The 23,930-nt window shown below is 60.0% G+C and carries 18 protein-coding genes and 2 riboswitches; of the genes, 12 read left to right on the forward strand and 6 right to left on the reverse strand.

Annotation, left to right across the window (positions count from 1 at the left end):
• Positions 1 to 16 precede the first annotated feature (16 nt).
• From ACP15U_RS14505 to ACP15U_RS14520, 4 genes are all read right to left on the reverse strand, one after another.
• Positions 17 to 3,784, reverse strand: coding sequence for a translocation/assembly module TamB domain-containing protein (locus tag ACP15U_RS14505; protein WP_425045865.1), 3,768 nt, complete (start codon positions 3,782 to 3,784; stop codon positions 17 to 19).
• Entirely contained in the window at positions 3,781 to 5,583 is a 1,803-nt protein-coding gene (locus ACP15U_RS14510) for an autotransporter assembly complex protein TamA (RefSeq protein ID WP_425045866.1), read from the reverse strand. Before ACP15U_RS14510 ends, ACP15U_RS14505 begins: the two co-directional genes overlap by 4 nt.
• A 167-nt stretch (positions 5,584 to 5,750) precedes the next feature.
• Positions 5,751 to 6,737 (reverse strand): type I glyceraldehyde-3-phosphate dehydrogenase, encoded by a 987-nt coding sequence (locus tag ACP15U_RS14515; RefSeq protein WP_425045867.1) that lies wholly within the window; start codon positions 6,735 to 6,737, stop codon positions 5,751 to 5,753.
• A 155-nt stretch (positions 6,738 to 6,892) separates the two neighbouring features.
• Complete coding sequence (locus ACP15U_RS14520; protein ID WP_425045868.1) at positions 6,893 to 7,231, reverse strand: hypothetical protein; 339 nt, start codon at positions 7,229 to 7,231, stop codon at positions 6,893 to 6,895.
• Between the two features lie 221 nt (positions 7,232 to 7,452).
• On the opposite strand from ACP15U_RS14520, the gene ACP15U_RS14525 reads away from it, so the two are divergent.
• The 5 genes from ACP15U_RS14525 (at position 7,453) to ACP15U_RS14545 (ending at position 12,895) form a co-directional block, all read left to right on the forward strand.
• Positions 7,453 to 7,809 carry a hypothetical protein gene (locus tag ACP15U_RS14525; protein WP_425045869.1) on the forward strand — a complete coding sequence of 119 codons (357 nt, stop codon included), beginning with the start codon at positions 7,453 to 7,455 and terminating at the stop codon, positions 7,807 to 7,809.
• A gap of 93 nt (positions 7,810 to 7,902) precedes the next feature.
• A riboswitch (glycine riboswitch) is annotated at positions 7,903 to 8,002 on the forward strand.
• Positions 8,003 to 8,078: riboswitch (glycine riboswitch) on the forward strand.
• A gap of 81 nt (positions 8,079 to 8,159) precedes the next feature.
• Entirely contained in the window at positions 8,160 to 9,281 is a 1,122-nt protein-coding gene (gene gcvT, locus ACP15U_RS14530) for a glycine cleavage system aminomethyltransferase GcvT (protein WP_425045870.1), read from the forward strand.
• Positions 9,282 to 9,299: 18 nt separating this feature from the next.
• Positions 9,300 to 9,659 (forward strand): glycine cleavage system protein GcvH, encoded by a 360-nt coding sequence (gcvH, locus tag ACP15U_RS14535; RefSeq protein WP_425045871.1) that lies wholly within the window; start codon positions 9,300 to 9,302, stop codon positions 9,657 to 9,659.
• A gap of 108 nt (positions 9,660 to 9,767) precedes the next feature.
• Positions 9,768 to 12,611 carry an aminomethyl-transferring glycine dehydrogenase gene (gene gcvP / locus ACP15U_RS14540; protein WP_425045872.1) on the forward strand — a complete coding sequence of 948 codons (2,844 nt, stop codon included), beginning with the start codon at positions 9,768 to 9,770 and terminating at the stop codon, positions 12,609 to 12,611.
• Positions 12,612 to 12,688: 77 nt separating this feature from the next.
• Complete coding sequence (locus ACP15U_RS14545) at positions 12,689 to 12,895, forward strand: SHOCT domain-containing protein (protein WP_425045873.1); 207 nt, start codon at positions 12,689 to 12,691, stop codon at positions 12,893 to 12,895.
• A gap of 93 nt (positions 12,896 to 12,988) precedes the next feature.
• Here the strand turns inward: ACP15U_RS14545 and ACP15U_RS14550 are convergent, their stop codons facing one another.
• A complete protein-coding gene (locus ACP15U_RS14550; RefSeq protein ID WP_425045874.1) occupies positions 12,989 to 13,939 on the reverse strand; it encodes a 2-hydroxyacid dehydrogenase in 951 nt (316 codons plus the stop codon).
• Between the two features lie 126 nt (positions 13,940 to 14,065).
• On the opposite strand from ACP15U_RS14550, the gene ACP15U_RS14555 reads away from it, so the two are divergent.
• Positions 14,066 to 15,301: an acyl-CoA dehydrogenase family protein gene (locus ACP15U_RS14555; RefSeq protein ID WP_425045875.1), complete on the forward strand. Its 1,236-nt coding sequence runs from the start codon at positions 14,066 to 14,068 to the stop codon at positions 15,299 to 15,301.
• Positions 15,298 to 16,101 (forward strand): thioesterase family protein, encoded by an 804-nt coding sequence (locus ACP15U_RS14560; protein WP_425045876.1) that lies wholly within the window; start codon positions 15,298 to 15,300, stop codon positions 16,099 to 16,101. Before ACP15U_RS14555 ends, ACP15U_RS14560 begins: the two co-directional genes overlap by 4 nt.
• Position 16,102: 1 nt before the next feature.
• Here the strand turns inward: ACP15U_RS14560 and truA are convergent, their stop codons facing one another.
• A complete protein-coding gene (gene truA / locus ACP15U_RS14565) occupies positions 16,103 to 16,870 on the reverse strand; it encodes a tRNA pseudouridine(38-40) synthase TruA (RefSeq protein WP_425045877.1) in 768 nt (255 codons plus the stop codon).
• Positions 16,871 to 17,087: 217 nt separating this feature from the next.
• Here truA and ACP15U_RS14570 point away from each other — a divergent pair, with 217 nt between their 5' ends.
• The 5 genes from ACP15U_RS14570 (at position 17,088) to ileS (ending at position 23,856) form a co-directional block, all read left to right on the forward strand.
• A complete protein-coding gene (locus tag ACP15U_RS14570; protein WP_425045878.1) occupies positions 17,088 to 18,497 on the forward strand; it encodes a YcjX family protein in 1,410 nt (469 codons plus the stop codon).
• Positions 18,494 to 18,970 carry an N-acetyltransferase family protein gene (locus tag ACP15U_RS14575; RefSeq protein ID WP_425045879.1) on the forward strand — a complete coding sequence of 159 codons (477 nt, stop codon included), beginning with the start codon at positions 18,494 to 18,496 and terminating at the stop codon, positions 18,968 to 18,970. Before ACP15U_RS14570 ends, ACP15U_RS14575 begins: the two co-directional genes overlap by 4 nt.
• Entirely contained in the window at positions 18,945 to 19,949 is a 1,005-nt protein-coding gene (locus ACP15U_RS14580) for a YcjF family protein (protein WP_425045880.1), read from the forward strand. Before ACP15U_RS14575 ends, ACP15U_RS14580 begins: the two co-directional genes overlap by 26 nt.
• A gap of 61 nt (positions 19,950 to 20,010) precedes the next feature.
• A complete protein-coding gene (locus ACP15U_RS14585; protein ID WP_425045881.1) occupies positions 20,011 to 20,721 on the forward strand; it encodes a VIT1/CCC1 transporter family protein in 711 nt (236 codons plus the stop codon).
• Between the two features lie 210 nt (positions 20,722 to 20,931).
• Positions 20,932 to 23,856, forward strand: a complete 2,925-nt coding sequence (ileS, locus tag ACP15U_RS14590) for an isoleucine--tRNA ligase (RefSeq protein WP_425045882.1) — start codon at positions 20,932 to 20,934, stop codon at positions 23,854 to 23,856.
• The last annotated feature ends 74 nt before the right edge of the window (positions 23,857 to 23,930 follow it).

Raw genomic sequence — 23,930 nt, forward strand, 5'->3', positions numbered from 1 at the left:
CAGTGCCGGGCAGCGATCAATAATCCTTGCTGAAGAACACACCGACCGAAGTTTCGCCTGCGTTGTCCACAGTGCCCTTCAGTGTGACCGATTCCGAGACATTGTAATTCAGGTTCACCTCGGTTTCGCCGGCTGTGTTCACGGTGAAGTCGGTATACAGGTTGTCGAACAAATACGTCCCTGCACCCACTTGCGCATTTCCATCCTCATCTGCTCCAGCCTGAACCGAGTCAACTCCTGTGGCGTTTCGGATCCCCTTTGTCGAGTCGCCGCCGGCGCCGCTCAGTACGGCAAGTGAAGCCGCCATCTGGGCCAGCACGATCGGCGAGATCTCCGAGAACCGGTTCCCGAACAGCAACATCGCCAGCGCCTCTTCAGAGGGGCGTTCCGGTTCCGCAAAAACCTTGACGGTCGGAGTGTTGATCGGGCCGGAGATCTCCAGCGTCGAGGTGCCTTCGGAGGTCGAGGTTGTCGACGCAAACTCGATGTAGGGCAACAGGTTACCTTGCAGAGTAACCAACCCTTTGGTCAGTTTGAGGCGCCGCCCCAACAGGTCAAGATTGCCCCGGATCAGTTCAATCTGGCCGGCCGGAGAAATCGCGGCAGTGGTGCCCCTGATCGAGATGTCTCCGCCAAGTTCGGCATTCAGCCCTCGGCCGCGGGCAAAGATCTTGTTGGGGGCGATGATTTCCACGTCCAGTCCGATACGGCTTTCTCCGCCACCGGACTTTTCCTTTTCCACCAAGCGGGCATGCTGGCGCGTGGTAAAAACTGCGCCGGGTTCGGAACTATGCCGTATGGGCGGAATTGGGGCTGCGCCCACCGCGCCGGATGCTGCAGACAGATCGATGTTGGTCTCGCCGATGAAAATCTGCCCTGTCAGATTGGAATTTCCAGCCAGTTGCCCAGCGAATACCAATTGGCCGTTTGCCGAACTGTCAAAGGTGATGTTGTCGGTCAGAACCAGATTGTCGAGCGCAATTGCAATCCGGCCATCGAAAGGGGCGCTCAGGGTCACCGGGCCGCTGACCCGTACACCACCACCTGCTGCAAGGGACGCAGTGATGTTCAGATCAGCTCCGCCTTCGGAAAGGTTGATCCGGCCTGACAGGTCATCGATCGTTTGCCCAACGCTCGGGATCGCCACTTTGGTGCCTGATGTTGTCACTGTTCCAGAGACAGTTTCGATGGAAGGCTTACCCTTTACGGTAATATCGAACTTCGCGTCGCCGTTCACCGAGTTGGGCGAGATGAACAGGTTGGCCGCGTTCAGTGACAGTGATCCCGTGGCGCCCAGATCGGCTTCGCCCGATGCTTCGTCGAAATTCCCCGCCACGTTCGCCTCGATCCCGGCCGGTCCCTTTGCGGTGGTGTCGATTGTCCAGACCCCGCCGTCACGCTTGGCGTTCCCGGTGGCTTTAAGGCTTCCTGACAGCTCGGGAAGGAAACGCTCCAGCCGGTTGAATTCTGCATCGAAATCAAGATCTGCGGCGCCTTTGAGCGAGACCTTTCCATCCAGCTCGGCAAAACTGCTGTCGGGGCCGGTCAGGCGGACCTCGCCGGCCCAGTCCTCGCCGTCCTGCGCGACATCGCCGGCCAAAGTCAAAGGCCCTTTCATCGAAGGTATTACGCGCTTGAGGTCATCAAGAGCTGCCTTGAAAGTCAGACCGCTCCCCTCGCGTCCGAGAGCGCCGCTGGCACTTGCAGAGAGTGCAGAACCGTTCAGGTCAAAGACATTGACATCAATGCCGTCGGCACCGCGTGCTGCATCGACCTTGAGCGTGGTTGTTCCGGCAATCAGCGCGTCCACCTGCTCGATCCCGGCGGCCAGATCTTTGGCGTTCAGGTCCAGCGCCATGGCGAAATCGCCACCCAGAGGCGCGCCTTTGCCGGTCAGATCGGCCATAACGGATCCAGCAAGATCCTGTCCCGCCAACGCAGAAAACAGCGACAGGTCGGCGGCGGCGACACTGACGGCCCCGTCCATCCAAAAGCCGCTATCGGCGCTACGAAACGCCCCATTCGCTTTGGCGTCAACTGCGGTGCCGTTCAATTCGAACTGGTTTATGCCAATCCCGTTTTCGCCCCGCTCAGCATCCAGGTAGAGTGTTGTCGCACCTGCAATCAGAGGATCAAACCGTTCATCACCGGCCGCCAGATCCCGCGCATCCATATCCAGGGTAAACGCAAAGTTGCCGCCCAGGGGTGCACCGTTGCCGGTTAGATCAGCCTGCACCGATCCGCCAAGATCGCGGCCGGCCACGCCCGAAAACCGGGAAAGGTCGCTTGCCTCGACGCTGACTGCGCCATCCATCGAAAAGCCGCTTTGGAGGCCCTGAATGTCCGCTTCGGCCTCGGCCTTGTAATCGGAACCGGTAAGGACAACGTCGTCAAGCTGCAGCTTTCCGTCACCCTGCATTGCAAATCGACCCGTGAGCAGAACTTCGCGGCCAACTGCCTGATCCAGTGCATCGTCGCCCAGTTCCAGATCGTTCAGGTCAGCCTGAACTTCGCCTGCAAGATCAAGGCCTTCGCTTTGGTCCAGCGTTCCTTTGGCGGAAATCGCGGCACGTCCAACCGAAAGCTCCTCCTGCGAAATCCGGTCAGCGTTCAGATCAAGTGTCCAGTGGTTCCCGGCTTCCTTGTCGAACTGAGCTGCAAACCGAGCGGCCCCCAAAGCGGTCGGGGGGGTTCCGATTGGCAGGACCACGTCGTCGCCTTCGGGCGGTGTAATCTGACCATTCACATCCGCCAATTCCAGTACACCGCCGGCCAAGGCTACTTCGCCTTCTAAAGTCAGCGCGTCGGAGCTGAGGCGCATGTTGTCCAGTTCGAGCCGTCCGTCCGGATCACTGCGGCCAGACACAGCCAGTTCGGAATTGTTGCCAAAGAACTCGTCGAATTCGGGTTGCAGGAATGGCGTCAGATCGCCGCCGAGGTCTGCAGTAAATGCAATGCTTTTCTGATCTTCATCGGCCGCGTTTGGTGTCGGCACTTCCTGCAGCCGCACCTGCCCGGACACGCTTTGGGTTGCGTCGCTGGTCAGCGCGATGTCGGCAGTAAAATCGGTAACCGGTCCTTCGCCCTTGGCTGTCAGCAAAAGCGGTGGCTGGTCAGGCATAGACAATGTGGTCGAGATCAGGCCGCCGGCATCCTCGATCACCTTCAGGTCAAGTGAGATCAGGCTCGTTTCGTTTGAGAACCCGGCGATCAGGTCGATTTCGTCTCCTGGACGGTCGAGCCGGGTCACAGCGATATTGGTATCGAGATTGCCGTCGGCCAGCGTCAGGCTGCCGAGCAGCTCCAGTTCGGCGGGCATTCCCATCAGGGATTCGCCAAGGGTCAGGCGTTCAACCTTGATTTCGCCAAGTTCCACCGAGACCGGAAGTTCGGGCACTTGAAAGGGTTGCGTTTCCGGTGAGGGCAAGGGTTCGGCTGTTTCAGCGGGGATTGGTGCCCGCGCGATGACGATCTCGCCGGCACTCAGCGAATTCACGGAGAACCGCCCACGGACAAGCGCCAACCGGTTCCAGTCGAGGACCGCGTTGTTGATTGTCAGCCACGGGCCTTCCTCGTCCGAGACTTCGACCTGTTCGATCGTCGCGCGGGCGCTGAGCGCGCCCTCAAGGCCGACAACCCGGATCTTCTGATCTTCGCCCGACAGGCTGTCTTCGAGGAAACGTTCCAGCATGCTGCCAGAGCCGTCGTCATCCTCCTGACCGAGTGCCAGCCCGGGGGCCAGAACAACTGAAACGGCGAGAGGGTATGCAAGAAACCTGTTCAAAACGCCTGTCCAATCCCGATGTAGAATTGCATCCCGTCGTCGGTCGGGCCGTCGACCGGCCACGCCAGGTCCACCCGCAGTGGGCCAAACCCACCGAGATCATAGCGAACACCGATCCCGGCGCCGGTGTGGTAGGTCGAGTTTGAACTGACAAAGGACGATGTGTCCACTGCGCCGTAGTCGAAGAACCCAACAAGCGAGATGTTGTCCGTCACATGACCCCTGACTTCGGCCGCCACACCGAGGAAAGATTTGCCGCCGGCAATGCCAGTGCCGACCGGAATACCCAACGATTCATAGGGTTGGCCTCGGACTGTTCCCGCGCCACCCGAGAAAAACAGGAAGCTTGGTGTAACCTCGGACGGTCCGGGGCCGACAACCGATCCGATCTGCATGCGTCCGGCCAGCACGATGCGGCCACCGCCAGGGTTCACATAGCCGCGCCCGTCGACAAAGAACTGCGCCCCGGATTTCGTTCCGGATACTCCTAGGAACGGAGACACCCGCGCATCCAGAAAGAACCCTTGTTTGGCACTGACCGGGTTGTCGCGACGGTCCCATTCCGCCTTGAATGGCAGGACAAGATAGTGGAACGGCCTGTTGCTGCCATAGGCGTCGTCGGCCTTGGAGTAACTGTAGGCCGCAAAGCCTTCGGCGTAGAGGTCATCAGAAAACACACGCCGAACACCGGCACCCAGCAGTCCCCGGGTTTCGTTGTAGTGGGTCCGGTTCCGGCGTTCGATTTCACCCAGGTAAAAGATGTTGTCATCAGGTCCCAGCTTGTCGGGCTGGTCCAGACGAACACCGATCCGTCCGTCGATATCCTCGTCGCCGCCGATATTCCGGATCTGAGCCTCAAAGCGGAGCCTTTCGGCACCGCCAAGGAAGTTCCGGTGCATCCAGATCCCTGTCAGATCCAGCCCTGTCCGAGAGGCCAGTTCGGCCCCGAAGGTCAGTCGGCGACGGGGCATATCCTCGAAAGTCGCTTCGAAATCCAGCGTGCCATCCGCATTCGGTTGTTCCGCTTCCTTGATGTTCACAGAACGGAATGTCCCGGTACGCCTCAGTCTTGTGCCGGTTTTCTGGACAAGGGCAGGGCTATAAACTTCACCGGTCGGGAAACCGGCAATTCGATTGATTGATTCCGGTTTGACCGCTGTTTCACCTGCGAGCGTCATTTTGCCAAAGCGCAGCTTTGGCCCGGGCAGCACTTCCAGATCCGAGTCCAGCTGGGCAGCGCTGTGAACGGCGACTACACGCTGCTCTCCGATCTTGACTTTTGGGTGCCCGGCAAAACGCCAGGCGCGTATGGCCTCGGTTCCAGCGTCCTTGATCGCCCCCGTCGTGGCGGGTTGACCCACCGCGTATTCCTCGGGCAGTTCGGTATCGGGTGCAAGCGGGCCGATTTCGGCGCGCTTGAAGGTGAAGGGCCGGCCGGTCTGGATCGAAATTTCAACCCGGTTGAAAGACGAGGGCGTGGAAAGCGCCGGGATATTGGCCGCTTCGCGCCCGTCCAGTCGAATGTTCACGACCGGGCTGAAATATCCTTCATCATAAAGGATTTGAACAAGGGTCCGATAATCCGCCAGTGCTGCAGCCAGAATTTCCTGTGGTGAGGACAAACCGCGCGATTCAGCAGACATGACACTGGAGCTGTCGCTAAGCCGGGACTGAAGATCTTCTGAAGCGCCGGGCGCAGACAAGCTGGTTTCAAGGGCCAGTGCAGGGAGCGGACAACTTAGCAGAGCCACAAGGCTCACACGCCGCAGAAAACCAATCCAACAGCTTGTTTCCGCCATGCTCGGTCCTCGCCCACCCTACTCGCAACTCAAAAGGGCTGAGATTTTTCTCCTGCCCGTAGACTTCCCCTAACATACCGGGCGGGTTCGCGGAAAAACTTTTTCCTGCTCCGTTCCGATTATCAATAATGGGCGGAATCAGGGCAACGCTTTCGGGGCTGATGCAGTTACGCCGCCGTCATAAGCTGCGCCACGTCGAGCATCCGTGCTGAGAACCCCCATTCATTGTCGTACCAGCCAAAGACCCGCACCTGGCGAGATCCGACCATCCGCAGCTCGGGCCCGGCAATGACGAGGGATTCCGGTCGGCTTCGCAGATCCGACGACACCAGTGGCGTATCGGTCCAGCCAAGAACGGTCGACCGCGAAACGGCTTGGCGCAGTTGGGCTTCGAAGTCTTCCCGCGTCGTTTCGGTTTGCAGCTGAACGATGAGATCTACTGCCGAAACACTCGCCGTCGGAACACGCACCGCCGCGCCGGAAATGCGCCCGGCCAGTTGCGGCAGGACTTCGTCAATCAGGTGCGTGGCCGAGCTGGTTGTTGGCACCATCGACAGGGCTCCGGCCCGGGACCGGGCGAGATCCCCACGCGGCGCATCAACCATCGGCTGGCTGTTGGTGTAGCAGTGAATGGTCGTCATATGGCCCGAAGCAATCCCGCCAATCTGATCGATCACGTTTACCAGCGGCGCCAGACCGTTGGTCGTGCAGGAGGCGTTGGAAACGATCCGGGCATTTCCCAGCGCATCTTCGTTGGCCCCCAGAACGATTGTGACCTCTGCGGCCGGGGAGGGGCCGGAAATCAGCACTTTTCGGGCTCCGGCTGTCAGCCCCCGCGCAGCCACGTCCGAACTGCGGGCGATGCCGGTACAATCGAGCAGGACATCAACCTCACTCAGATCGACCTGAGCAAGGTCAGGCGAATGGGTCATGGTAATGGCGCGGCCATCGACGAGCAGCTCTTCCGGTCCCTGTTCGACCCGACCCGGCCAAGGGCCGAATGTGCTGTCGTACTCAAACAGATAGGCACAGGTTTCGAGTGGCGCGATATCATTGATCAGCACCAGTTCAATTCCGCTCATCCGGGGCGATCCCAGAATCTGGCGCAAGATTGTGCGGCCGATCCGGCCGAATCCGTTAATCGCAAGTCTCATGGACGCAGATATGGCAGGGGAGGTTTCCGACCTCAATGGGTGTTCCGGACGACACAGTTTCATGTCAAACGGTTAGATGGCATCCCTGACAACGTCCGCAAACAAAGACGACAGGATCAACCGGTGTCGCTTAGGCGAGTATCGCGCCGGTCAGCTCAGTTGCAGGACACTTGCGAGAAGACCTGACCGGAAATGTTCTGATACATGCTGTTGCGGACAACCTTGCATCCCGTCGCCTTCTGAATTGCCGCAATGGCCTGAGACGTACGCGTGCGTGGGGGCTGGCCGAATGGATTGAGGTTGTTGTTGTCCCGTGTAGCCCGATAGGTCACCGGTTCATCGTGCACCTGCGTGACTGCCCATGTTCGGGTATAGACTGTCACGGTCTTGGAAGGTTGTTCATTGGCCGTGAGCCCCGGGATTCCGCCACCGGTTTCACAGGCACTCAGGGCCATGGTTGCAGCAAGCAGGGCGGCCGGGGCGAGAATTCTCATCGGATATCTCCGTCCAATCAGGAAGTGTCTGTCCTTTATGAGCAAATTCCACGCCGCCTGTGAAGCCCTGCTGCGTCTGCCCCAACAGCGGTGTTGCCGCCTCACCGCAATTTGCCGGGCTGAACAATTGGGCAAGGGGTTGGACAATCGCTGACCGGGCTGTAACCATTGAAACAAGATCACTTTCACGACGAAGGTGAATCTGTGTTGAAAGGATTGTCATGCGCGCCTTGATTTCTGCCGTTGCGCTGGGTGTGTCGATCTCGCTTGCGATCGCTCCTGCACAGGCCAAGTCCCTGTCGCGGATTATCGCGGAAATGGGCCTCAGCCCCGCGGATTTCGAGATGATGGGAACGGCAGCCGCGTCGCTGTATCAGGATGTGACGCCCCGGGCCGGATCGCAGGCCTCTTGGTCGAACCCGGACACCCGCTCGCACGGAACTGTCACACTGCGCGAGGCAAGTGGCGGCTGCGTTCGGTTGACCCACGAAATGTTTCCCAAGGGAGAGCCTGCGGATCGCCGGATTCGATTGAGATTTTGCAAGGCATCTGATGGCCGCTGGGTTCTGCAACCCTGACCTTGCGCTCGGCGAGGAGCGGCATCTTTTTGTCCGGGTTGGCGATTGTCGCGTTTCTGTCTTGTCGTGTCGCAATGCCGTCGCTACGGTATGCCCGTGCATACGGGAGAACCGGCAGTCGATTCCATCGTTGCTGGTGCCGAAGGAGCAACCGCCCCGGAAACTCTCAGGCCGAAAGGACCGTGTGCGCAAACAAATCTGGAGAGACCCCGGACCCGATCCGGGGCGCCGAAGGGATAGCGATCTCAGGCGCAGGGACAGATGGGGCATCGTAATCGGCGCAGTTCCGCGCGCGTTTGGGATGCCGGGTGATTTCCTCAAATCATGTCGGCCAGAAGAGGGAAGGTCGTATGACGGAGTTGCGAAGAACACCGCTCTACGCACTGCATCTGGAGCTCGGGGGCAAGATGGTGCCTTTCGCCGGATATGAGATGCCAGTGCAGTTCGCGGGCATTATGGGAGAACACCAGCACACCCGAGATAAGGCGGGGCTGTTCGATGTAAGTCACATGGGGCAGGTCATTCTGACCGGTGGCAGCTATCAGGACATTGCCAGCGCATTCGAAACGCTTGTGCCGATGGATGTTTCGGGCTTGAGCGAAGGCCGCCAACGTTACGGCCTGTTCTTGAACGAAGCTGGGGGTATCCTTGACGACCTGATGTTCGCCAACCGTGGCAATCACCTGTTCGTCGTGGTCAACGCAGCATGCAAGGATCAGGATATCGCCCACATGAAGGCGGCGCTCGAACCGGGGGTCACTGTCACGCCGGTCATGGACCGCGCATTGATGGCGCTTCAGGGCCCGGGGGCGGAACGCGTGCTGGCAGATCTGAACCCGGAAGCGGCCGAGATGCGCTTCATGGATGTCCGGACGCTGGTTCTGGACGGCGCCGAGTGCTGGGTGTCCCGTTCGGGTTACACTGGCGAAGACGGTTACGAGGTTTCAGTTCCGGCCGATCGGGCAGAAGCGCTGGCCCGTCGATTGCTGGAACACGAAGATGTTGCCCCCATCGGGCTCGGCGCTCGGGATTCACTGCGGCTCGAGGCCGGGCTTTGCCTGTATGGGCACGATATCGACAGCGACACCCTACCGACCGAAGCCGCGTTGAACTGGGCGATCCAAAAGGCGCGGCGGGCAGGCGGGTCTCGCGAGGGGGGCTTCCGGGGGGCAGACGCAGTTCTGGCGCAGATGGCAAACGGAGCCGGTCGCAAGAGAGTCGGGCTGAGGCCGGGCGGGCGCGCACCGATGCGCGAAGGCGTCGAGATATTTGCCGCTGCCGAAGATGGAGAGCCGATCGGGCGGATCACCTCCGGCGGGTTCGGGCCGACGGTCGGTGGGCCTGTCGCGATGGGGTATGTCCCGGCCGACCTGGCGACGCCCGGAACCGAACTGTTCGGAGAACTGCGCGGCAAACGCCTGCCGCTGACCGTAGCACCGCTGCCCTTTGTGGCGGCCAATTTCAAACGATAGTCCAAGTGGGAAGCAGACATGAAGTATACAGAGGAACATGAATGGTTGTTGCCGGAAGGCGACCTGATGGTAGTCGGCATTTCGGCGCATGCTGCCGAACAGTTGGGTGACGTGGTCTTTGTTGAACTGCCGGAAGTCGGGACAGAGGTGAGCAAGGACGAAGAGATCGTCGTGATCGAGAGCGTCAAGGCTGCGTCCGATATTCTGGCGCCGCTGGACGGCGAGATTGTCGAGGTCAACGAGGCGATTGTCGATGAGCCCGGAAAGGTCAACGAGGATCCCGAAGGCGAAGCCTGGTTCTTCAAGATCAAACCCTCTGACCTGTCTCTGATGGACGACTACATGGATGAAGCTGCCTATAAGGACTTCATCGGCTGATAACGCGGTTCCGTCGGGCCTGTCCGACGGTCGCATGTTCAAGGATGCTAGCAGCGGGAGCGCCTTCTGGCGCTCCGCCTCAGCAGTTATTCTCGAAGGGGAGTGGATATGACTTTCACGCCGACCGACTATCTTCCTTACGATTTTGCAAACCGACGCCACATCGGGCCGTCTCCGCAGGAAATCGCGGAAATGCTAGAGGTGGTTCAGGCACCGGACATGGAAACGCTGATCGACGAAACCGTTCCGGAAACCATCCGGCAGACGGCACCGCTTGATTTTGGAAAGCCCAAGTCCGAGCAGGAGCTTTTGTTTCACATGCGCCGGACGGCACAGAAGAACAAGGTTCTGACCTCGCTGATCGGCATGGGTTACCATGACACGGTCACGCCACCGGCGATCCAGCGCAACATTCTGGAAAACCCTGCCTGGTATACCGCGTACACTCCCTATCAGCCGGAAATCTCGCAGGGCCGGCTTGAGGCATTGCTGAACTTCCAGACCATGGTGGGCGACCTGACCGGGCTGGAGATTGCCAACGCCTCCTTGCTCGACGAGGCCACGGCCTGCGCCGAAGCCATGACCATGGCCCAGCGGATTTCTAAGTCGAAGGCCAAAGCGTTCTTTGTGGACGAGAATTGTCATCCGCAGAACATTGCTGTCATTCAGACGCGCGCTGCGCCCTTGGGGATCGAAGTGATCGTAGGGGCGCCGGATGATCTGGAGGCAGACAAGGTTTTTGGTGCCGTATTCCAGTATCCAGGCACTTGGGGGCATCTTCGGGATTTCACTCCCGAGATTGCCGCGCTCCATGAAAACAAGGCGATCGGGATCATCAGCGCGGATCCCCTGTCGCTGACGATGCTGAAAGAACCCGGCGCCATGGGGGCGGATATCGCTGTGGGGAACACACAGCGCTTTGGGGTTCCGCTGGGATATGGTGGTCCCCATGCAGCTTACATGGCGACCAAGCAGCAATATGCACGCAACATGCCCGGACGGATCGTGGGTGTGTCGGTGGACAGCCACGGCAATCGTGCCTACCGCCTCTCCCTGCAAACGCGGGAACAGCATATCCGGCGTGAAAAGGCGACATCGAATGTCTGCACTGCGCAGGCTTTGCTGGCCGTGATGGCGTCATTTTATGCTGTGTTCCACGGCCCCGAAGGTTTGAAGGCCATCGCCCAGCGGATCCACCGCAAGACCGTGCGGATGGCCAAGGGTCTCGAGGCCGCCGGCTTCAAAGTAGAGCCCGAGCATTTCTTTGATACCGTCACGGTTGATGTAGGCCTGCTTCAGCGGGGGGTACTTCAGGCTGCTGTGCGCGAAGGCATCAATCTCCGCCGCGTCGGTGACAGCAAGGTCGGGATCACGCTGGACGAACGCACCCGCCCTGCAACCATCGAAGCGGTGTGGCGTGCGTTCGGTATCATCCTGAAGGATGAGGTCTTTACTGCAGATTACCGGCTGCCGGACGATCTGGAGCGCCAGAGCACATATCTGGAGCATCCCATCTTTCACATGAACCGGGCCGAGACCGAGATGATGCGCTATATGCGCCGCCTTGCTGATCGCGACCTCGCTCTGGATCGCGCCATGATCCCGCTTGGATCCTGCACAATGAAACTGAATTCGGCTGCCGAAATGATGCCCGTGTCGTGGCAGGAATTCTCGCAGTTGCATCCGTTTGTCCCGGCCAATCAGGCAGAGGGCTACAAAGAGATGATCGACGACCTCAGCGCCAAGCTGTGCGACATAACTGGTTATGCGGCAATCTCGATGCAGCCGAATTCGGGCGCGCAGGGAGAATATGCCGGACTGCTGACCATTTCCGCCTATCACCGGGCCAATGGCGAGGGACACCGCAACATCTGTCTGATCCCGATGAGCGCGCACGGCACCAATCCCGCATCGGCGCAAATGGTGGGCTGGAAAGTTGTCCCGGTGAAATCCGATGAAAATGGTGATATCGATCTCGAGGATTTCCGGGCCAAGGCCGAGAAGCACTCAACTGATTTGGCTGGCTGCATGATTACCTATCCGTCGACTCATGGCGTTTTCGAGGAAACGGTTCGTGACGTCTGCTCCATCGTTCACCAGCATGGTGGGCAGGTGTACATTGACGGCGCAAACATGAACGCGATGGTGGGTCTGGCGCGTCCCGGTGATGTTGGCGGCGATGTAAGCCACCTCAACTTGCATAAGACGTTTTGTATTCCGCATGGCGGCGGCGGGCCCGGCATGGGGCCGATCGGCGTCAAAGAGCATCTCGTTCCGCATCTGCCCGGCCACCCTGTGTTCGGAGAGGGCGCGGTTTCCGCAGCGCCGTTCGGTTCGCCCTCGCTCTTGCCGATCAGTTGGGCCTACTGCCTGATGATGGGCGGCGAAGGACTGACGCAGGCGACGCGCGTGGCGATCCTGAACGCCAACTATCTGGCCAAGCGACTCGAGGGTGCCTACGAGGTCCTTTACCGCGGCGCCAAGGGGCGTGTCGCGCATGAATGCATCATCGACACGCGTCCGTTTGCCGATAGTGCCGGTGTGACCGTGGATGATATTGCCAAGCGTCTGATGGATTGCGGGTTCCACGCGCCGACCATGAGCTGGCCAGTGGCCGGAACGCTGATGATCGAACCGACGGAGTCTGAAACCAAGGCGGAACTGGATCGGTTCTGCGACGCCATGCTGGCCATTCGGGAGGAAATCAGAGACATCGAAGAAGGGCGCATTGATGCGGAAAACAACCCGCTGAAAAACGCGCCGCATACGATGGAAGATCTGGTGCGCGAATGGGATCGTCCCTATGGGCGAGAGCAAGGGTGCTTCCCGCCGGGTGCTTTCCGGGTCGACAAGTACTGGCCACCAGTCAACCGGGTCGACAACGCTTATGGCGACCGCAACCTTATCTGCAGCTGTCCTCCGATGGAGGATTATGCAGAGGCCGCTGAGTAAGGTTCTCACGGCTGCGTTGCTTCGGAGCCGGGAGAGTAGTATTCAGGCGACACGGGCACATGAGGATGGAGCAGAACGTGACCAAATCAATATTGCTGGCTGGCATGATCGGCGTGGCGACCTTGTCTCTCGCGGCGTGCGGAAGCCGCACAAAAACAGAAACAAATGTCAAGGCCACCACCACGGGTCAGGAACTGACGGACCTGCAAAGGGCATTGAACGAGGGCGTGATTACTCAGGACGAGTACGACAAAAAGCGTGAGCAGATCCTGAAAGACGGTTAAAATTCGCGACCTTGGCGGGCTCGTCTGCCCGCCGGGGTCGCCCTGCGGACAGACCGCAAACTACTCCGGCTTCGCCAATTCGTATGGTGACGGTCAATAGCCGCGTTTCCGATCGACCTCATGCAGAAGCGGCTTTCCCGCTGAAAGGCGGCGGTAGTTTTCGGCCACATCTCCAAGCGCGTCGCCAAGGTGCCATCCCGATACATGTGGGGTAATCGTAACCTTGGGATGCATCCAGAGCGGATCCCCCGCAGGCAAGGGTTCGCGTTGGACCACATCCAGAACCGCGTGCGCAACGGGACCTGTGTCCAGAACCCGGAGCAAGGCAGGCTCGTCCACAAGATCGCCGCGACCTGCGTTCAGTAATACGGCGCCGGATTTCATCCTGCCCAGATTTTCCATCCCCATCAGCCCACGGGTTTCCTGCGTCGACGGAAGGATCGCGCAGAGAAAGTCGCTGTCGCGCAGGATGGCCGACAGGCCCTCTTCACCGTGCATGCAGTCTACCCCTTCGATGGCCTTGGGGGATCTGCTCCAGCCTTTCACGCGAAAACCGACAGAATGCAGCATCCGCGCCGTTCGGTTGCCAATCGTCCCCAGACCGAGCACGCCAACAGTTGTTGCGGGTGTGGAGCGCGGTTCAATAGGTTCCCATTCCGAGTTCCGCTGTGCGGCAGAATGTGCGTCCATGTTGCGCTGGGTGCGAAGGATGTAGGCCAGGAACCACTCTGCAATTTCACGGGCCGGTTCGTCAGGCCGCAGGCGGGTAACCCGAACCTGCGGGGGAAGGGCGGGATGGGTTACGATGGTCTCGACACCGGCCCCCAGTTTCTGCACCAGCGCCAGGTTGGGGAACTGAGCAGGTCGATCACCCCCAAGGTTTGAAACGGCCATCATTGTGATGTCTTCGGGGTTTCCGATACTGGCATTCGTGCGAACCACATCATCCGAAAAGCCCGAGCGGCTCAGGTATGTCCGGATCTGGTTCGCCAGTTCCTCTTCGTCGATCCATCCCGACAGTCCGATATCGATCAGCAATGCCACGGTCTGTACTCCGTACAATTTCCCGCCATGACGTCCCGTCACTGCGCTGGACACTCAGCGCGGCGCTGCGTCATGGTTTCACGGACAGTAAGCGCCCCGCGTCAGGGAGCAAGGAGGATTTCGGCAATGCAGATGAGTTTTGGAATGCGGGAGGAAAACCGCAAGCTTCTCGACCGGGTAGCCGCGATGGTTCGCGACGAAATCATGCCGCTGGAAGAAGAGTATCAGGCCGAAATCGGAAAAGAGGACCGCTGGAAGTACACGGCAAGGCAGTCGGAAATACTCGAGGGGCTCAAGGCAAAGGCCCGTGAACAAGGTCTGTGGAATTTCTGGCTGACGGACAGCGATAAGGGATTTGGCCTCAGCACTGTCGAATATGCTTTTTTTGCCGAAGAGATGGGTAAGACCCCGTTGGGGGCCGAAGTCTTCAACTGCTCGGCACCGGATACCGGCAACATGGAGGTTTTTGAACGGTACGGGACCGAAAAGATGAAGAGCGAGTGGCTGAAACCGCTGCTCGACGGGCAGATCCGCTCGGCTTACCTGATGACCGAGCCCGATGTTGCCTCTTCGGATGCTACGAACATCTCGATGTCCTGTGTCCGCGATGGCGACGAGTATGTTCTGAACGGCGAGAAATGGTGGTCTTCCGGGGCGGGCGATCCGCGCTGCAAAGTTTATATCGTGATGGTCAAGACCGGGCGGGAGGACCTGCCCAAGCACAAGCGCCAGTCGATGATCGTGGTTCCCGCCGACACGCCGGGCATCGAGGTATTGCGCCCGATGGAAGTATACGGCCATGACGACGCGCCGCATGGGCATATGCATATCCGGTTTACGGATGTTCGTGTACCGGCCGAAAACATCCTTTTGGGCGAAGGGCGCGGTTTCGAGATTGCGCAGGGGCGGCTTGGACCGGGCCGCATCCATCATTGCATGCGGGCGATTGGCCAGGCCGAGATCGCCTTGGAGCGCATGTGCAAGCGGTCGCTGCATCGTGAGGCATTTGGCAAGAAACTGGCGCAACTCGGGGCCAACTATGACATCATTGCCGAATGCCGGATGGAGATCGAAATGGCCCGCCTGCTGTGCCTCAAGGCGGCTTGGTATATGGATCAGGGCGACGCCCGCGCCGCGGCACCGTGGATTTCCCAAATCAAAGTTGTGGCACCCCGCGTCGCTCTGAAGGTGATCGACGAGGCGGTGCAGATGTTCGGCGGCCAAGGCGTCAGTCAGGATACACCGCTCGCCATCGCATGGACGCATGTGCGCACTTTGCGGCTGGCTGACGGGCCGGATGCGGTGCACCGGCGTCAGGTGGCGCGGACCGAATTGAAAAAATACACGCAGGAGAAAATGTGAGCGGCTCTGCAAGGTCCGAAACCGCGTTTTTTCGCATTGAAGAAGATGGGCTGTTTCACGGCAACGATCCGGCGCGCGGGCCGTGGTCTGCCGATCACTGTCACGCCGGGCCGGTCACGGGGTTGGTGGCACGGGCGGCCGAAAACGCTGCCGGGCCTGAAAAAATTCTGACCCGGCTGACTTTGGATGTCCTGAGGCCAGTGCCGTTGGATGGACTGCGGATTGAGACAGAGATCACCCGGAAATCCAAAACTCTGACTACAACGCGGGTGACTGTGCATGACATCAACGGCACTGTCTGTGTGGCTTCCAGTTCGATGCATTTGGTGCGCAAGGAATTGGGCGATGTACCGACGGCTCCTGTTGACCCGCCGAAATTTGAGGATTTCGAGCCGAGCAAATCCGTCCTGATTGGAGCCCTGCACTCAAAGCCGGCTTTTGCAAACTTCATCGACATGGCCTATCGCAAGGGAGATCCGCTCAGGCCGGGTCCGAAAACGGTTTGGATGCGGGTCCCTGCATTACTGGAAGGAGAGAAGGTTTCCCCTATCCAGTCGGTCTGTGCCCTGGCCGATTGTGGCAACGGTATCTCGTGGAACGAGCCGCCTGTCCGGTTCGGTTTCATGAACACGGATCTCACCTTGCAGATACACCGGGAACCAGAAAGCGACTGGCTCGCCGCCGAAGCATTGTCCCATTGGCACGGCACGGGCGTCGGAATGTCACAAGCCATTCTGCACGATATGAAAGGGCCGATCGGAGTTGCCCTGCAAACACTGGTTCTGCACCCGGTGAAGTAACTCAGGCGAACGGATCAGCCGGATACCCGACCCGCGCTAGGTATAGCCCTTCGCCCGGGCAGACCGGTCCACAGGCCGCGCGGTCACAGGCTTCCAACGCCTCTCGGACATCGTCCGGTGACCATGCGCCCGCGCCGACGCGTTCCAATGTTCCAACAAAGCTCCTCACTTGGTTGTGTAGGAATGAACGCGCGCGAACGTGGAAATGGATCTCGGGGCCCGAGAAGCCGTCTACCCGTTCAACCCGCAATTCATCCAGGGTCTTGACCGGGCTTGCTGCCTGACAGATCGAGCTTCGGAAGGTGGTGAAATCATGTTTTCCCAAAAGCATGTCGGCCCCGGCCTGCATCGCGTCCACATCCAGCGCGTGCCTGACGCGCCAGACCTGACCCTTGTCATGAGTTGCAGGTGCGCGCCGCTGCAATATCCGGAACAGATACTGTCTTTCGATGGCCGAGAAACGCGCGTGCCAGTCATTGTCTACCTGTGCAACGGCGAGGACCGCGACCGGCGCCGGTTTCAGATGATGGTTCAGCGCCTCCGAGAGCCGGAACGGATCCCATCCCTTGTTCATGTCGCAATGGGCCACCTGGCCCAACGCATGAACCCCGGCATCTGTCCGTCCCGCCGCTGCTATCGTATGCGGACCAGGTTCGAGCTTTGCCAGAGCGGCCTCGATCGCGCCCTGAACAGACGGCAGATCTTTCTGACGCTGCCAACCGGCAAACGGGGCACCTTGGTATTCCACTTTCATTGCAAAGCGAGGCATGGCCGGGCTGGTATCCTGCGATCGCGATCAAGTCCAGCCTCCAGAAAGGGGCTCGGCCTCTGCCGCCTGCGGCCCCTCCCGCTGGAAATTTCTGGTCAAACAATTGCAGGATACTGTTCTTCATCTTTTGAAAAATACTCCGGAGCGCGAGGCAGAGCCTCGCAAACCCCGCCATTGCCGCCTATCTTTAAGGCACAGTTACAAAAAAGGTAGAGATTTGGTCCTTTCCTCAATTGCTGACAATCTGGTGCGTGGTATTGAAAACGTCGGCGACAGCTTGTCGGAAACATTTCTGGAACCAGTCATACGCCTTGGCGTGACCGGGTTGGCGCGGTCCGGCAAGACGGTCTTCATCACATCGCTGGTGGCAAACATGCTGGATCGTGGCCGTATGGCGGGATTGGCCGCCCAGCAGGAAGGCCGCATTGCAGGCGCCTACTTGCAACCGCAGCCCGACGACACCGTGCCACGCTTCGACTACGAGACCCACCTGGCCGCGTTGACCGGCCCTTCGCCACGTTGGCCGGAAAGCACACGGGCGGTATCTGAGCTTCGGCTGTCGCTCAAGGTCCGGCCGTCGGGGTTGCTATCGGGGCTGCAGGGACCGCGCACGATACATCTGGACATCGTGGATTACCCCGGCGAATGGCTTCTGGATCTGGCGGTGCTTGATCTCAGCTACAGCGAGTGGAGCAAGGAAACTCTGCAGCGGATCCGGGCGCGGGCCTGCGCGGCTGAATTTCTGGCGCGACTTGATGAGGTCGACCCTGAAATCCCTCATGACGAACCTGTCGCTCAGGATCTGGCCCGATTGTTCACGGCATATCTCAACGCCGCACGTGACGCGGGCTTTTCGGATTGTACGCCGGGGCGGTTCCTGTTGCCCGGTGATCTCGCTGGTTCTCCTGCACTGACATTTGCGCCATTGCCCGATAACCCGGCGCGCCGCGGGTCTTTGGCCCGCGAGATGGAAAGGCGGTTCGAGGCCTACAAGGCAAAAGTGGTGAAACCGTTTTTCCGCGACCATTTCTCCCGCATCGACCGCCAGATCGTGCTGGTTGACGTTCTGGGGGCCATTCACAAGGGGCCGGAAGCGGTTGAAGACATGCGGCAGGCGATGGCTGGAACGCTCGGAGCGTTTCGACCCGGCCGAAACGCCTGGCTGACCAAGCTGCTTATGGGACGACGGGTCGAAAAAATTCTGTTTGCGGCCACCAAGGCAGACCACATTCACCATACGCAGCATGCCCGCCTGACTGCGATCATGGAGGCGCTCACCCGCGAGGCGCGGGATCGGGCGCAATTTGCCGGCGCGGATACTTCCGCCCTGTCGATCGCAGCCTTGCGGGCCACGACAGAAGAAATGCGCCGGCACGAAGGGGCGGACCTGCCATGTGTTCGCGGCACGTTGCTTGACGGACGACAGGCGGCGTTCCACCCCGGCGCATTGCCCGAAGATCCTTCACATCTGCTGACCCCCGCACGCGACGGTGCCAAACAGTGGCTTGATGCCGAGTTTCAGGCCATGAGATTTGCACCGGCGCCTCTCACTCTTTCGCCCGGTGACGGGCCTCCCCATATCCGGTTGGATCGCGCAGCTCAGTTTCTGATCGGGGACCGGTTGTGAACGTCACGCTCAGACCGGCCCGCTCGACCGATGCGGGCAAAATCGGTGATATCCTGCACCGGTTCAACACCGATGCGGAATGGATGCCGGATCTGCACACCGGAGCAGAAACCATCGCGTTCTGCGGAAAGATGATTGACCGGGGTTGGGTCACGATCGCTGAGGCGGACGGACGAGTGGCCGGTTTTCTGGCGCGGGACAAGGGCGAGATTTGCGCACTTTATCTCAACCCTGGCGTTGTCGGCCAGGGGATCGGAGTGCTCTTGTTGAATTCAGCCAAGGCGGAAAGTGAAACACTGACCCTCCGGACCTTCGAAGAAAACCGGGGCGCACAGAAGTTCTATCTGAGAGAAGGCTTTGTCGAAACGGGTCGGTCGGCAGGCGAAAGCAATGATGAAAACCTGTCGGACGTCGCCTATATCTGGCGGAAAGAGAAAGAGAAGACCAATGACACAGGGCCCGGTTCTGATTGATCTGGAAGGGCGCGAGGAACCAGCGCCGAACGTAACCGAAGCGCCCCCGGTGCCGGATAATCATCCGGCCCCAAAAGGCGAAGCTATGCAGATGGCGGCGCGGGTGGCGTCCCGGCCGGTGTCGGCCTTGGCTCGTTGGTTCTTTGGGCTTGTTGGTGCCGTTGTGGCCGCCATGATTTCAGTGGCGTTCTGGGATTTTGCCACCGGTCTGGTCGACCGTGTTCCGCTGCTGGGCTGGGGCGTCACCGCGCTGATTGCGGCGCTTGCGATCGTTGTGCTGCTGATCGTGGTGCGGGAGTTGGCCGCGATTGGCAGGCTGTCCCGCGTAGACGGATTGCGCCGCGCTGCGGATTCCGCGCTTGCCGACGAGGATCTGGCTGCGGCCCGGGAAACGGCAAACCGGCTGGTGGCTTTCTACCGGAGCCGGGAAGAAACCCGCTGGGGCCGGGAGCGGCTGGCTGAACGAATCGACGAACAGTTCGATGCGGCAACCCTGTTGGGTTTGGCGGAGGATGAGCTGTTGTCGCCGCTTGATGCGGCGGCGCGCGCCGAAGTTGAATCCGCTGCCCGACAGGTTGCCACGGTTACAGCGCTCGTGCCAATGGCGCTGGCGGATGTGGCAACCGCGTTGACGGCTAGCTTGCGGATGATCCGGCGCATCGCAGAGATCTACGGCGGTCGTGCCGGCACGCTGGGCAGCTGGCGGTTGACCCGTGCCGTGTTCGCGCATCTGGTCGCCACCGGCGCCGTGGCGGTGGGTGACGACCTGCTGGAGCCCGTTCTCGGCGGATCGGTGCTGAGCCGCTTGTCGCGGCGCTTTGGCGAAGGCCTCGTCAATGGTGCGCTGACCGCCCGGGTCGGAGTGGCCGCGATGGAGGTTTGTCGACCTTTGCCGTTTTCACCGGAAAGGCGCCCGTCGGTGCGCGGGATTGTGCGGACCGCCCTGACCGGGTTGTTCGGAAAACGAAGCGAGGATTGATCTGTCGCAAGGATTCCCGCGGTGCCGAACGGCAGATTGATCGTCGAAGGAGGGGCCCGCCATGCAGGATCACGGCCATAGCCAGAGCGAGGTATCCGCGCGGATAAACTCACCGCCTGGCCGAGGTGTGTTGAGAGATGTGGTCTATGGTGGAATTGACGGCTCGGTCACGACATTTGCGATCGTTGCCGGTGTCGCTGGCGCGGGGCTCTCACCCTTCGTGATCGTTGCGCTCGGGCTGGCCAACGTGCTGGCAGACGGGTTTTCCATGGCGGCCGGGAATTACTCAGGAACCAAGGCTGAACTCGACAATATCCGCCGCCTTCGGGCAATCGAGGAACGCCACATCACGCTGTATCCAGACGGTGAACGTCTGGAGGCCCGTGAGATCCTTGCGCAGAAAGGGTTGCAGGGCCGCGTTCTGGACGAAGCGACCGAGGCAATCACCGCAAACAGGGAAAACTGGATCAATCTGATGCTGGACGGCGAATACGGCCTTGGCAGCGTCGATCCGCATCCCATGCGCGCGGCCGTGGCCACTTTTGCCGCGTTTCTTGTGGCCGGGATGATCCCCTTGCTGCCCTTCATCTTTGGTCTCGACAACGCGTTTTCTCTGTCGGTCTGGATGACGATGGGCACATTCTTTGCGATCGGCGCGCTCAAAAGCCGATGGTCTCTGTCACCTTGGTGGCGGTCAGGGATCGAGACCTTTCTGATTGGCGGGGCGGCCGCCGCCATCGCATTCTACGTCGGTTCGCTCTTCCACCCCTGATCGGCGACTTGGATTCTTCCTGCGTCACGTAGGTTCTTTACCCGGCCCTGACTGCGCCATATAAGGCGCCTATGGCCCACTTCGTCGCCATCATTATTCGAATTATACCCCCGGCGCTCTGATTGACTTGAGACGCCGGGCAAAGGTGTTTGAGAACTCGCACCGACCGCTTCGATCCGAAACACCCAGTTTATCCGAAGGACGCCACCCATGTGCGCCGAAACCACGACCGAAACACCTGACTACAAAGCGACACTCAATCTGCCGAAAACTGATTTCCCGATGCGGGCGGGTCTGCCAAAGCGCGAGCCCGGCTGGTTGCATCGCTGGGAGGACATCGGGGTCTATGACCGTCTGCGCGAAAAGGAAGGCCGCAAGCCCTTCACGCTGCATGATGGCCCGCCCTATGCCAATGGCCACCTCCATATCGGCCATGCGCTGAACAAGACGATCAAGGACATGATCGTGCGCAGCCACCAGATGATGGGGTTTGACGCGCGTTATGTGCCGGGTTGGGATTGCCACGGCCTGCCGATCGAATGGAAAATCGAAGAGCAATACCGTGCCAAGGGCAAAGACAAAGACGAGGTCGACGTCGTCGATTTCCGCCGCGAGTGCCGTGCGTTTGCTGACGAATGGGTGGAAATCCAGCGGGAAGAGTTCAAGAGACTGGGCGTCACCGGAAACTGGGGCGATCCGTATCTGACTATGGCTTATCACGCCGAACGGGTGATTGCCGAGGAGTTCATGAAGCTCCTGATGAACGGCACGCTCTATCAAGGGTCCAAGCCCGTGATGTGGTCCCCGGTTGAAAAGACCGCCCTGGCCGAGGCCGAGGTCGAGTATCACGACCACCAAAGCCATACGATCTGGGTGAAGTTTCCGGTTGTCCGGGCAGTTGAAGCAACCGGTTCACGCTCGGAACTGCTTGGGGTCAATGTCGTAATCTGGACCACGACGCCTTGGACCATCCCCTCGAACCGGGCCGTTGCCTTCAATCCCGAGCTTTCCTACGGGCTGTATGAGGTCACCGAGGCGCCCGAAGAAAACTGGGCCAAGGTGGGCGAACAGTTCCTGTTGTCCGACCGGCTGGCCGAGGAAGTGTTCAATGCCGCCCGCGTCGATGGCTTCAAGCGCCTCCGCGACGTGTCGGCCAGCCAGCTTGACCTGATGATCTGCGCTCACCCGTTCCGTGGTATCGAGGGTGGCGAAGGCGAGTGGGATTATGATGTTCCGATGCTGCCCGGCGATCACGTGACCGATGATGCGGGCACCGGGTTCGTTCACACCGCACCCAGCCACGGTGCAGACGACTTTGTTCTGGGGGTCAAGCACGGGTTGCAAATGACTCACAATGTTGTGGAAGACGGATCCTTCCGCAAAAGCCTGCCGTTGTTTGGCGGCGCGCGGATCATGGACCACAAGGGCAAGGAAAAAGATGCCAACAAGCGTGTTATCGATGCGCTCGCCGCAAGCGGCGCGCTGATTGCCCGGGGCCGGGTCAAGCATTCCTATCCTCATTCGTGGCGCTCCAAGGCACCGTTGATCTTTCGAAACACACCGCAGTGGTTTGCCGCCATCGACAAGACCGTGGGTGACGGTCAGGATCAGATGGGCACCACCATCCGCAGCCGCGCGCTGAACTCCATCGACCAGTTGGTGAAATGGTGGCCGCAGACGGGCCGCAACCGGCTTTATTCGATGATCGAAGCGCGTCCTGACTGGGTCCTGTCGCGCCAACGCGCGTGGGGGGTTCCGCTCACCTGCTTTACCCGGAAGGACGCTTTGCCAACCGACGAAGGCTTTCTGCTGCGCGACGACAAGGTGAACGCCCGCATTCTCGAAGCCTTCGAAGCCGAAGGTGCCGATACGTGGTATGCGGACGGTGCCAAGCAACGTTTCCTGGGCGACGACTACAATGCCGACGAGTGGGAGCAGGTGTTCGACGTTCTTGATGTGTGGTTCGATTCCGGATCAACGCACGCGTTTGTTCTGCGCGACCGTGAGGACGGAACCGAAGACGGGATCGCGGATGTCTATATGGAAGGCACCGACCAGCATCGCGGTTGGTTCCATTCCTCGATGCTGCAGGCCTGTGGGACGCTGGGGCGTGCCCCGTATCGCAACGTTGTCACGCATGGGTTCACGCTGGACGAGAAGGGCAACAAGATGTCCAAATCGCTAGGCAACACCATCGTTCCCGGGCAGGTGATCAAACAGTACGGCGCGGATATCCTGCGTCTTTGGGTAGCCCAGACCGACTATACCGCTGACCAGCGGATCGGGCCTGAGATCCTCAAAGGTGTGGCTGACAGTTACCGGCGGCTTCGCAACACGATGCGGTTCATGTTGGGGTCGCTGTCGGATTTTACCGAAGGCGACCGGATCGAGGATCCCGCCGAGATGCCGCCGCTTGAGCAATGGGTTCTGAGCCGGATGGCGGATCTGGATACACAGGTTCGGGACGGATATGCGCGCTTTGACTTTCAGGGCGTGTTCAGCGCGGTATTCAATTTTGCCACGGTGGATCTGTCGGCCTTCTACTTCGATATCCGCAAGGATGTGCTCTATTGTGATGGCGACACCGAACGTCGACGGGCAGCTCGCACCGTGCTGGATCTGTTGTTCCAGCGCCTGACCACATGGCTTGCCCCGATCCTTGTATTCACAATGGAAGAAGTCTGGCTGGAGCGGTATCCGGGCGACAAAAGCTCGGTTCATCTGGTCGATTTCCCGGAAACCCCGGCGAAGTGGCGCAATCTCGAGAGCGAGGAAACCGTTGCCAAGGTGCGGCGCGTCCGCCGGGTGGTCACGGCCGCGCTTGAGATCCAGCGTCGTGACAAGGTAATCGGATCAAGCCTCGAAGCGGCGCCGGTGGTGCATGTCGAGGATGCTGAAACGCGCAAGCTGCTGGCGATGATCGACATGGACGATCTTTGCATTACGTCCGGCCTGCTGGTCAGCGCCGACCCGACCCCGGCCGAAGCATTCCGCCTGCCCGAAGTCGAGGGGGTCGGAGTGGTCTTTGAAATGGCCGAAGGCGAAAAGTGCCTGCGATGCTGGAAAATCCTTCCCGACGTTGGGCGCCACAAGCACTCCGGTGTTTGCGGCCGCTGCGACGGTGCATTGGGTTGACCCGATAAGATGATGTCCTCTGTCGTTTTGGTAGGGGGCATCTTCCAAACCTGATTTTGGCAGCGTCACGCTTG

Source organism: Primorskyibacter sp. S87 (assembly GCF_049801055.1).
In the GTDB taxonomy this organism is placed as follows: Bacteria; Pseudomonadota; Alphaproteobacteria; order Rhodobacterales; family Rhodobacteraceae; genus JBNAGF01.

Excerpts from the sequence above, each read along its gene's own strand:
- ACP15U_RS14525 (WP_425045869.1), top strand. The coding sequence starts at position 7,453 with ATGCGCGCCTTGATTTCTGCCGTTGCGCTGGGTGTGTCGATCTCGCTT.
- gcvH (WP_425045871.1), top strand. The coding sequence starts at position 9,300 with ATGAAGTATACAGAGGAACATGAATGGTTGTTGCCGGAAGGCGACCTG.
- ileS (WP_425045882.1), top strand. The coding sequence starts at position 20,932 with ATGTGCGCCGAAACCACGACCGAAACACCTGACTACAAAGCGACACTC.
- gcvP (WP_425045872.1), top strand. The coding sequence starts at position 9,768 with ATGACTTTCACGCCGACCGACTATCTTCCTTACGATTTTGCAAACCGA.
- ACP15U_RS14580 (WP_425045880.1), top strand. The coding sequence starts at position 18,945 with ATGACACAGGGCCCGGTTCTGATTGATCTGGAAGGGCGCGAGGAACCA.
- truA (WP_425045877.1), bottom strand. The coding sequence starts at position 16,870 with ATGCCTCGCTTTGCAATGAAAGTGGAATACCAAGGTGCCCCGTTTGCC.
- ACP15U_RS14510 (WP_425045866.1), bottom strand. The coding sequence starts at position 5,583 with ATGGCGGAAACAAGCTGTTGGATTGGTTTTCTGCGGCGTGTGAGCCTT.
- gcvT (WP_425045870.1), top strand. The coding sequence starts at position 8,160 with ATGACGGAGTTGCGAAGAACACCGCTCTACGCACTGCATCTGGAGCTC.
- ACP15U_RS14585 (WP_425045881.1), top strand. The coding sequence starts at position 20,011 with ATGCAGGATCACGGCCATAGCCAGAGCGAGGTATCCGCGCGGATAAAC.
- ACP15U_RS14520 (WP_425045868.1), bottom strand. The coding sequence starts at position 7,231 with ATGAGAATTCTCGCCCCGGCCGCCCTGCTTGCTGCAACCATGGCCCTG.
- ACP15U_RS14555 (WP_425045875.1), top strand. The coding sequence starts at position 14,066 with ATGCAGATGAGTTTTGGAATGCGGGAGGAAAACCGCAAGCTTCTCGAC.
- ACP15U_RS14515 (WP_425045867.1), bottom strand. The coding sequence starts at position 6,737 with ATGAGACTTGCGATTAACGGATTCGGCCGGATCGGCCGCACAATCTTG.